Source organism: Enterococcus sp. 3G1_DIV0629 (assembly GCF_002141285.1).
Taxonomy (GTDB): Bacteria; Bacillota; Bacilli; order Lactobacillales; family Enterococcaceae; genus Enterococcus_B; species Enterococcus_B lactis.
The window spans coordinates 1,506,449-1,517,064 of the sequence record NZ_NGLI01000001.1 but is presented as its reverse complement, the minus strand read 5'-3'; the positions used below and the strand labels follow the sequence as shown (position 1 = coordinate 1,517,064).

The 10,616-nt window shown below is 37.6% G+C and carries 10 protein-coding genes; 8 read left to right on the top strand and 2 right to left on the bottom strand.

From position 1 onward, the window contains the following. The 6 genes from A5816_RS07645 to A5816_RS07620 form a co-directional block, all read left to right on the top strand. Positions 1 to 502, top strand: a 502-nt coding sequence (locus A5816_RS07645) for a hypothetical protein (protein ID WP_373404611.1), incomplete at its 5' end; no start/stop codon positions are given. Next, positions 493 to 684: an LPXTG cell wall anchor domain-containing protein gene (locus tag A5816_RS16695; RefSeq protein WP_002315308.1), complete on the top strand. Its 192-nt coding sequence runs from the start codon at positions 493 to 495 to the stop codon at positions 682 to 684. The genes A5816_RS07645 and A5816_RS16695, both read left to right, overlap by 10 nt. A 108-nt stretch (positions 685 to 792) precedes the next feature. Beyond that, positions 793 to 2,472, top strand: coding sequence for a hypothetical protein (locus tag A5816_RS07640; RefSeq protein ID WP_038398789.1), 1,680 nt, complete (start codon positions 793 to 795; stop codon positions 2,470 to 2,472). Positions 2,473 to 2,477: 5 nt separating this feature from the next. Further along, on the top strand, positions 2,478 to 2,717 hold the full coding sequence (locus A5816_RS07635) for a hypothetical protein (RefSeq protein ID WP_038398791.1): 240 nt from the start codon (positions 2,478 to 2,480) through the stop codon (positions 2,715 to 2,717). A gap of 37 nt (positions 2,718 to 2,754) precedes the next feature. Beyond that, entirely contained in the window at positions 2,755 to 4,245 is a 1,491-nt protein-coding gene (locus tag A5816_RS07630) for a UDP-N-acetylmuramoyl-tripeptide--D-alanyl-D-alanine ligase (RefSeq protein WP_038398793.1), read from the top strand. Between the two features lie 357 nt (positions 4,246 to 4,602). Beyond that, on the top strand, positions 4,603 to 5,829 hold the full coding sequence (locus A5816_RS07620; protein WP_010733420.1) for an LCP family protein: 1,227 nt from the start codon (positions 4,603 to 4,605) through the stop codon (positions 5,827 to 5,829). 117 nt (positions 5,830 to 5,946) lie between these two features. Here the strand turns inward: A5816_RS07620 and A5816_RS07615 are convergent, their stop codons facing one another. Further along, positions 5,947 to 6,417, bottom strand: a complete 471-nt coding sequence (locus A5816_RS07615; RefSeq protein ID WP_002310332.1) for a TspO/MBR family protein — start codon at positions 6,415 to 6,417, stop codon at positions 5,947 to 5,949. Positions 6,418 to 6,694: 277 nt separating this feature from the next. Between A5816_RS07615 and A5816_RS07610 the strand changes: the two genes are divergently transcribed. Continuing rightward, on the top strand, positions 6,695 to 8,242 hold the full coding sequence (locus A5816_RS07610) for a carbohydrate-binding protein (protein ID WP_086311046.1): 1,548 nt from the start codon (positions 6,695 to 6,697) through the stop codon (positions 8,240 to 8,242). Between the two features lie 158 nt (positions 8,243 to 8,400). Then, complete coding sequence (locus A5816_RS07605; protein WP_002315302.1) at positions 8,401 to 8,979, top strand: lytic polysaccharide monooxygenase; 579 nt, start codon at positions 8,401 to 8,403, stop codon at positions 8,977 to 8,979. 171 nt (positions 8,980 to 9,150) lie between these two features. Here the strand turns inward: A5816_RS07605 and rlmD are convergent, their stop codons facing one another. After that, positions 9,151 to 10,533, bottom strand: a complete 1,383-nt coding sequence (gene rlmD, locus A5816_RS07595) for a 23S rRNA (uracil(1939)-C(5))-methyltransferase RlmD (protein WP_002343015.1) — start codon at positions 10,531 to 10,533, stop codon at positions 9,151 to 9,153. Between the last annotated feature and the right edge of the window lie 83 nt (positions 10,534 to 10,616).

Below are 10,616 nucleotides of genomic sequence, written 5' to 3'. Positions count from 1 at the left end.
GATGCCGACGCAGATGCCGACGCTGACGCTGACGCAGATGCTGATGCGGATGCCGATGCTGACGCTGACGCAGATGCTGATGCGGATGCCGATGCTGACGCGGATGCTGACGCAGATGCAGATGCAGATGCAGATGCCGATGCTGACGCCGACGCTGATGCCGACGCAGATGCTGATGCCGATGCTGACGCCGACGCCGATGCCGATGCGGATGCGGATGCAGATGCAGATGCGGATGCTGACGCGGATGCGGATGCTGATGCGGATGCTGATGCCGATGCTGACGCCGACGCTGACGCCGATGCTGATGCTGATGCGGATGCCGATGCTGACGCCGACGCCGATGCTGATGCGGACGCGGATGCTGACGCCGATGCGGATGCTGACGCTGATGCTGATGCTGACGCTGATGCTGACGCCGATGCTGATGCCGACGCTGACGCTAATCATCCAATGGGAGACATGCATTCTCATGATCGAGATCCAGGCCAGATGCCAATAAGACATGGTCATTCAAATACACCAAAACCAAGTACTACAGGTGGTTCTACACCGAAATCCTTGCCAAAAACTGCTGAGACACTTCATAGTTCACTTTCTTGGTTAGGAGCAGCTCTGTCTACACTATCTGGTTTAGGAATTTGGAAAATCAAAAAAAATAAAAAAACAGATAACAATGAATAATTAAGAAAGAAGCCGTTGCGGCAAGCAGTTCCGTATCTATGCTTTTTTGATAAAAACGGATGTTCAGATTTTGTTTGCCGCAACTTCTTTTTAATATGAGGTGATTGAGTGCTAGTTAAGACAAAAGAAAGCTATTTGCCAGCAATCAAAGAAATGATAGAAACAATTGAAACAAATGTATCAAAACAATTGATGATCGTCTCTACAGGAGATTTTACGAATAGAGGAAAGATCTTTGAATTCTACGGCAGTAATTTTGATACGATTTGGCGGAATTTTTTGACAGCTTACCATGTCAATAAGCTGGATCAGGCGACTTATTTAAGAATCGATATTGCTATTGAAGAAGAAAAAACCAACTATGAGCAGTTTATACAGCACTTAAAAAAAATCAGAAGAAATAATTACATTGATTTCAATGTAAGAATTGATGGGCTAAGAAAAAGAAGTTTCTTAAAAGAAGAACTGGTAGCAAATGCGATCATCAAACCTAGTAAAACACATAAAGTTGGGAAGAATCTTCCTGATTTAAGAATCGACGCTCAAAATTACCGCAGTTATGTGAAACGCAAGTATGGTCGTGAAGAGACAGATCTCAGTTACTTGGAGCGTTCTGCGTTCTATTACTTTAAAACAAAATCTTTTTATTTTGAAGACGGTCATATTTATCCTTTGCAAGATTACGGTAATGGAAATTGCTTACGGGAAGTTTCATATGAAAATTTATCAGAAATAACAGATCTAGTGATCGAAAAAGGAAGTATATATCTACAAAACCAGCTAACTGCTACAGGGAAATTTATTTACGGATATTATCCTTGTTATAATCAGCTGCTTAAAGGTTACAATTCCGTGAGACACTTTTCGTCTTTATATGCGCTAGCCGAAGCAGCAGAATACTTTTCAGATGAAAAAATGCTCTCAGAGGTTGAAAAGGGTTTAGATTGGGGGATTGAAAATCTGACTTCGGAGACTGACGGTTATTTTTTAATCAAGGATTATTTAAACACAGAGATTGAATATAAGCTAGGAGCACAGGCTACAGCAATCTTAGCTTTTTCAAAATACATCGAACAAACAGGTGACGAACAATACGTTCCAATCCTAAATCGTCTGATAGAAACTGTTTCCGCTAAATTTTTAACAAATGAGCATCGAACGATTCATGTACTTAATGCACAACTAGAAACGAAAGAAAAATTTCGGATCATTTATTATGATGGTGAAATTTTATTCTCTTTGCTTCGAGCATATGAGATTTTAGGCAATAAAGAAGTTTTTGCTATATGTCAAGGTTTGATGGACCAGTTCGTAGCGAACGACTATCAAAAATATCATGATCATTGGTTAAGTTATGCGACCAATGAAATGCTGAAACATAGCCAGACAGAAGAATATTATCGCTTCGGTATAAAAAATGCGTTAGATAATATCGACTTTATTGATAAAAGAGATACTGCTTATCCTACGATGCTGGAATTGCTTGTCGCTGCTTCAAAAATGATGAGAAAATTGGAGTTCAGCACGTGGAGAAAAACGATCTTTGCTGAAGAAACTGACTTCTATAAGGTAAAAGAAAGAATAAATACAGTAATGAGAAAAAGGGTGAGACATGAAATCACTACTGGGGTCATGTTCCCTGAATTTGCTCAATTCTTCAAAGAACCAGAAATAATAAAATATGGCTTTTTTGCACGTCATGATCGTTTTCGTATGAGGATCGATGATGCAGAGCATTTTTTATCAGGATTGATTAACTATCGAATGTATGATCAAAAGAAGGAGTGAGAAGAATGGTTGGATTCATTCGCTTTGCTGCATTAGCTGCATTTGGTGTTTTCTATTTAGGGCTTAAAATACGTCGGAAAAATGATCAAAAAAATAATCTGAAAGAATCAGATTTAAGTCAATATAAGAAAAATGAAGAAGGGTTGTATCCTTGGGAAGTGGATCAAGATGATTCTCCGAAAAGGATCGAACCGAATGCCTCCAGATATGTAAACCAAGCAAGGCCAAGAAGAGGCAGGTGGTAAGCCATATAGAAAAAACAAGAAAAACAGGAGGAGAGTTATGACTTCTATACATTCATTATTAGTTGATATGGATGGCCATTATTTAAAGAAATATGGAGATTTAGATAGAAATATCCAAGATGTTGAATATTTCTCAGGCCACTTAAAACGAAACATGGATTATTCTGATACGATGTTTGTTTGTGTTTCGCCAGAAAGAAGGAGTTACGTCAATCGAAAGGTCGTGAGATGGCGAGATGGAAATGAACAAATCATCGGAAAAGAAAATTGGTTTGGTGTGATCGTCACTGAAAAACCAATCATGGATCCGTCAGTGACGACACCACAGTTCATCGTAGAAGATAGTTGGAAATTTTTATTGGAATTATCCGCGAAATTGCGGTCCTGTTTTGTAAATCCGGTTGTTGCGATTACCGGGTCAGCAGGGAAGACTTCTACGCGAATGATGATCACTCATTTGCTTCAAGAAGATAAAGTTTTGGAAAACAGGGGAAACCACAACGTTCGGTTTGCTGTTCCTTTATACATGAGTAAATTACTTTCTAATCCTGATGTCTTGAATCTTGAAGTTTCTGTCAATGCTTTGAATTCATATGATACAGGGTCGATGTCTAATTTGATACAACCAGATATTGCTATTGTGACTTCAATTGGAGAAGCACATCTTAGTTCTTTAAAAGATACAAAAGGAGTAGCAGTGCATAAAGCAAAAATTTTCGAAGGCCTGAAACAAGATGGGATCGCCATCATCAATGGAGATATAGGAAAAGAAGAATTTTCAATTTTAGTAAGCGCTGCTGAGAAAAGAACCAGCAAAATAGTGGTCTATTCATTACATGATGCTTCAAGAGATGTTTTTGTGAAACAAATCTCACAAAAAAGAGAATATTGCGAAGTCCTAGTTTCTTTTTTCGGAGAAGATATTTTATTGAAACTTGCAGTTTCTTCAGAAGGGATGATCGCTAATTCATTGGCTGCGTTGACTGTAGCAAAAGAACTGAAAAAAGATATTTCTCCATATATAAAAAAATTTGAGACATTCAAACCACTACCTAAGATATTGGAACGTACGATTTATACATCAGAAACAGGGATGGACTTCACCTTTATTGATGATACGCATAACGCTTCATTGCCTTCCATGAAAAATGCAATCAATTACTTTGATGGGATACAACCATTTTATAAAGGAAATAAAGTCTTGATACTTGGACAAATCGCTGATTTAGGCGATTCAGCAAAGCAAATCCACCGCTTTGTACAAGAGGAGTTAAACCAATCGGCTGCCACGCATATTTATGGTTATGGGGAACATTTTAAATTGCTTTTTGAAGAAGGACAGAAAACAGATGATCGGCTTCAATGGTTCGATTCACTTCAGGAACTATGCAATGATCTGGAAACAAAACTAATAGAAGACAGTTTAGTTTTAGCAAAAGGATCAGTTACTGGAAGTGATTTTCATGAAATCGGCAAATATGTGCGTCAGATCGGAAACAAGCATAATATGAAAAGTCAGACTTTATAGAAGGTATTAGGGAAACGCCATGTTAGTCTGAACAGAGTGGAGAGGAATCGTTAAAATGACGGGAAAGGAGTGTGGCAGGTCGATGTCACACTCCTATTTTTGTGAAATATCTGGTTGTTCAATTTTTCTAGCAAAAAATGCATAAAAAAAGATAAAACGGTTGTAAACTGCGTATATTCGGGCTTTCGAACTTTTTCGTGGTGTGGTATGATAGTTAAGAATTTTGAGAAAATTTTTAAAAGAACGGTTATTATACAAGAATTATTTTTTAAAGTTTTCTTATGATTAAAAAGTGAATTTGCTGATTGAACAGTTGTATGAGACAATATTTTAGAAAATGTGAGACAGAGGTGTACTATGAAGCGATGGCAAAAAGTTCTATTAACCTTATTAGGTATACTCGTTTTGCTGATAGCCGGATTATCAGCATACGGTATCAGATTTATGGGAGAAGCGAGCCAAACAGTAAACAAAATATCTAAAAACTCTAATCGAATATCTTCCAAACGTTCTGAGAAAGTAAGTATTGATGACAAAGAACCGTTTTCGGTTTTGCTATTAGGTTTAGATACCGGTGGATTAGGAAGAACAGAACAAGGGCGTTCTGATACGATGATGGTAGTAACCGTTAATCCGAAACAAAAAAAATCAACGATTATCAGTTTGGACCGAGATATTTATACGAATATCGTAGGGTATGGAACGGTAGATAAATTAAATCATGCCTATGCATTTGGTGGCGTCGAAATGGCCATGGATTCAATTGAACAACTGCTTGATATTCCTATTGATCATTACGTAACCATCAATTTGGACGGTATGGAAGATTTGATCAATGCGGTCGGCGGCATCAAAGTGAATAATAAAATCGACTTTACGTTGGATGGTGTCCATGTACCAGTAGGTGAACAAACATTGGATGGAGAAAAAGGATTAGCCTATTCCCGAATGCGACACGAAGATCCAGAAGGAGATATCGGGCGACAACGTCGTCAGCGGGAAGTAGTGACGAAAATCGTCAATAAAGTTTTAAGTTTAGATGGCGTAAGCAATTATAGAAAAATTTTAAAAGCAGTCGAAAACAATGTGACAACGGATTTGGATTGGGATGACATGCTTGATGTAGCAACAAATTACACGGCAGCATTCGAAACGATCAAACAAGACCAGTTGCAAGGTGAAGGTCAAATGATCAATGAAGTCTACTATCAGATTTTAGGACAAAACGATCTTCTTTCGATTCAAAATGAACTGAAGAAACAATTAAATATCAAAACAAGCGACACATTACCTAATTTGAAAAATGAGAATGCTTCAATGATGTTCTTTGATGATTCGGAAGATGCCGATTCGACAACCGGTGATGGATCGAATAGTGAAGGATACACTGATTATTCTTCCTATTCAGAAAACACCTATGATCAGTACCAAGATCCGAATACCTATTATCAGCAAACAGAAGATACAAGTCAGTACTATACACCAAGTCAAGATACTCAAAGTTATGATCCTTATGCTGGACAGGAACAAAATGGTTATGGTTATGACCAGAATAATGAGTATGGAACAACAAGTGGGTACTAGAAAAAAATAGTTTGGTTAATAAAGAGTGCCACCTAAATTAGACAAAAAAATCTAACTTAGGTGGCACTCTTTCTATGTGTTAAATATACTTTTTAACAAGTTTTCACTTATTAGCACTTAGTTTAAAAAATAAATCGAATAATTCAGTAGAGTTGCGAATAGAACCCATAAATAATATGGAATCATGAGCCACATGACTAGGCGATGATGCAACCATAATTGATACATAAGCACTGACAAGAAAATAACCAAAAGTGTAATATCGATTGCTGCAACGAAGATATTTCTTAAATTAAAAAATAGAGCAGTCCATATGAAATTAAAAATGAACTGAATCACAAAAAGACCTACAAGGTTGTTTCGCTGTTTTTTGTTGTTGTGATTAAGCAACAAATAAAGAGAAATCCCCATCAAAATATACAACAAGGTCCACATTGGTCCAAATATCCAACTAGGTGGTGCAAATGGCGGAAGTTGTAAAGAATAGTAATATTCTCCAGGATTTCCGCTAAGCAATCCTGATAAAAAGCCTAATATGACAATTCCTATAACACAAACCCAAAAACGAATATCTTTTATCATCTTCATTCTATTAACTCCTTTCTATAATAATATTTTACATGAAGAATCACAGCAATACCTCTATTTAGTTTGTGAAGTAAGAGTAATGGAGTAATATTGTTATTTAAAAAAGTTAAAAATTTGTTTATATGAATCATGAATTTGAAAAAGATCGTATTAAATAATTCTCATGTTTTTTTTAAATTCGTTATTTCCTTGTGTTTTTCTGTTACAATCTACATTGTAATCGATTACATAAAAGCTTGTTAGAAGTAAAAAATTATACATAGGAAGGTTGATAAATATGAAAAGAGGTTTACGTAAAATACTTACTGGGGCGGCACTCAGCACGATGCTTTTTTCTCCTGCATTGCTGATCCAAGTACAAGAATCATCTGCAATCGAACAAAAAGTAGCGACTAATCCCGATTTTGGAGTAGGACAAGGAATTGAGTGGCCAAAACAAGTAGTTGCTCCTTATGTGGATATAACTGCTTATTCTTCTGATGAAGAACTATCTAATAACGGTGCATTGAACCTAGCAGCTGTTGCTCAACAAACAGGACAGAAATTTTTTAAATTAGGTTTTTTACAGGCGAGAGGTATTAGAAATGGTCGAATTGATTGGGCTTGGGGTGGTTTTAATGGTCTAAGTGAGATTGATAATGACGAATGGCAGTATGAAGGAATCAAAAAATCTATCCGGGAATTACGTCAAAATGGCGGAGATGTAGCTGTTTCGTTTGGCGGACTGAATTCAGGAGCATTTTGGGAGGTCACTCAAAATCAAGAACTTTTATATGATGCCTATATGGAAGTTATTCAAGGCTATGGATTGACACGTGTAGACTATGATGTCGAAGCCGCTGCGATGGGATATGAAGCGAATTTGGCAAATGCAAAAGCGGTAAAGAAAGTTCAAGAAGCAACTGGTGTAGAAGTAACGTTGACCTTGCCAGTCATGGATACTGGCCTGATTTCGACCGGATTAGCAGTGTTACAAGCTTATCTGGAGGCAGGCGTAGATTTGGCAAATATCAATCTAATGACGATGTGCTACGGAAGCAGTGTACCAGATTATGCCCAAGGATCGCTTGATGCTGTGGATAATACAATGGTGCAGTTAAAAGAGTATTATCAAAGATTTATGGGAACGACTTTGACGACAGAACAAGCATATGCTAAATTAGGAACCACTCCATCAATCGGATTTGAAAGTGAAGCTCATCCATACTTTACAGCAACGATGTTGAATCGAGTCGTTCAGCATGCAAAAGAACGAAAGATTGGGATGGTTTCCTACTGGTCAATGAATCGAGATTCAAAGGTCGATGGAGGACAAGGACAAGTCAATAACCGGTATGAATTTTTAAATGTGGCACAACGTTTTACAGATGACACACCTCTTCCAGAGGACAAAGAAAAACCAACTATTCCAGAGAATTTTAAAGCAGAATTGGTGACATCTAGGCGTGCTGCGCTAAGTTGGTCACCTGCGACAGATAATGATTCTATTGGAAAGTATAACCTTCGATTGATTGGAAACGAAGAAATAGTTGAAAGAAGCACAATAGATATCAATTATACTTTTGAGGATTTAAAAGCGAATACAACTTATACAGTGGAACTTACAGCAGAAGACCGTTCTGGTAATATTTCGGATAAAACAACATTGACGTTTACAACATTAGCGGACAATGAAAGTGAATATCCAGTATGGGATCCTGAAAAAGTTTATGCGGCTGGCGATCGTGTTGTATACGAAGGCATCATCTATGAAGCTAAGTACTGGACTCAAAACAATAATCCAAGTGAATCTGGAGAATGGGGACCTTGGAGACAGATTTCTTGATTCATAGATATATATGAAAAATAAAATAAAAAATGTAAACAGGAGTTTTATTTAGCTCCTGTTTCTTTTTATTTTAATATAAAATTATAAAAGCATAATGTTTGCGCTAATATAATAAAGCGTTTACAATATGTTTATCAAATGAAGGAGGTTTCTACATGAAAAAGATTAGTACGTTATTGTTTATCGGGTTAGTTAGTTTAGGGTTGTTCGGTTTCAGCATTCCAGGTTTCGCACACGGTTATATTACTTCTCCTGGAAGCCGTGCATACCTAGGAACATCAGCAGCAGGGAATCTAAACCAAAATGTCGGAAGAGCACAATGGGAACCGCAAAGTATCGAAGCTACCAAAAATACATTCATTGATGGAAAAATCGCCAGTGCAGGAGTCAGCGGATTTGAACCTTTAGACGAACAAACATCTAACAGATGGCATAAAAATATGGTCAATCCAGGAACATTGAATATTACTTGGAATTTAACAGCACAACATCGGACAAGTACTTGGGATTACTACATTACCAAGCCAAATTGGAACCCTGATCAACCTTTGAAATTTAGCGATTTTGAATTGATCACAAAAATAGACGACAAAGCAACCGTACCACCAAAAACAGTCAACCAAACAATTACACTTCCTCAAGACCGCAAAGGATACAATGTGATTTTAGCAGTATGGAATATCAGTGATACGACAAATGCATTCTATCAAGTGATTGACGTGAATATCCAATAATAATCAAAAGGGCTGTGACAAAAAACGTGTCACAACCCTTTTTTTGAATAAGCAGTGTTCGCCTGCCAACTCCTCGGTCACAAGTGACAATAGTTATCAAACATGAGAAGCTGTTTTTTGAAATTGTTCCTTATGACTCGGAACTAATGGCAGGCTCACGCCTTCTCTCATTTAATCAGCAAGTCTCGTCATCTTCACGACGACTTCACAACGTGCAGTCTGAGGAAACATATCAACAGACTGTAAATATTCAACATTGAACTTTTTACTTAAATGGACCAGATCTCTGGCAAGTGTAGAAACGTTACAGGAGATATAAACAAGTTTTTTTGGCGGAAATTTCAGTAACGATTGAATCAATGCGTTATCCAAACCCGTACGTGGCGGATCTACGATGATACCATCTGGCTGAAAACCTTCATTCAACCATTTAGGTAGAACTTGTTCGGCTGTACCGACTTCATATCGAGTATTGTGATACCCTAATCTTTCCGCATTTCTTTTTGCATCAGCGATTGCTTGAGGAACGGTATCCATTCCTCGGACTTCTTTGACCTTTTTTGCTACACTTAAACCAATCGTACCAACACCGCAATAAGCATCTACGATTGTTTCATCAGGCTGGGCATCTAATGCTTTGATTCCTTCACCATAAAGCAGTTCGGTCTGCTGAGGATTCAACTGAAAGAAGGCGCGAGGAGAAAGATCGAAAGTCACTTCATTGATTTGTTCTTCAATGGCTTCTTTTCCCCATACGTGGATCGTTTCATCCCCCATCACGAGAGATGTTTTTTGTGCTTGGACATTTTGCATGATCGAAACAACTTCGGGCAAGCGTTCATTGATCTCACGAATCATTGCGTTTTTTTGTGGGAATTTTTTACTGCGAGTAATAAAAACGACTTGCAGCTCTCCAGTTTTGACACCGATTCTGACCATGATCGTGCGGAAAATACCACTGTTTGTCCGTTCATCATAGATGGGTGCATCAAATTTATTCAATAGTTGAACAACAGTATTCATCACTTTTTGTGTTCGGGGTTCTTGTACCAAACAGTCTGTTATAGGAACTAACTGATGCGAGTTTGCTTCATATAAACCCGCTTCGGCCTTTTGCGTTTGTTTATTTTTTCGTAATTGAAATTGTGCTTTGTTTCTATAATGCCATGGATCATCCATCCCAATCGTCGGTAACAACTGGTAGGATCGAAAGCCTGCTGGTTTGAATTTTTCCAATGCTTGCAAGAGTAGATCCTTTTTAAAATCCAATTGTGCTTGATAGGCTAAGTGTTGTAATTGACAGCCACCGCATTCATAATAAACAGGACATGGCGCCACTACGCGATCTTTGCTTGGCTTTTTGACTTTTATTAATTCTCCTTCTGCATAACGAGGAGTTGCTTTCGTGATTTTGACTAGTACTTCTTCTTTTGGTAGTGCATACGGAACAAATATAATCAATCGTTTGAAATAACCAATTCCTTCGCCATTTATGCCTAAACGCTTGATTTTCAAAGGAACCGTTTGTCCATTTTTGACAATTGTTTCTGCCATAAGTATCTCCCTTTTTCTTTTTTCTGTGGTTTATTCTAACATATAATACCTGATTACGGGGATTTTCTATGGTATGATAGAGA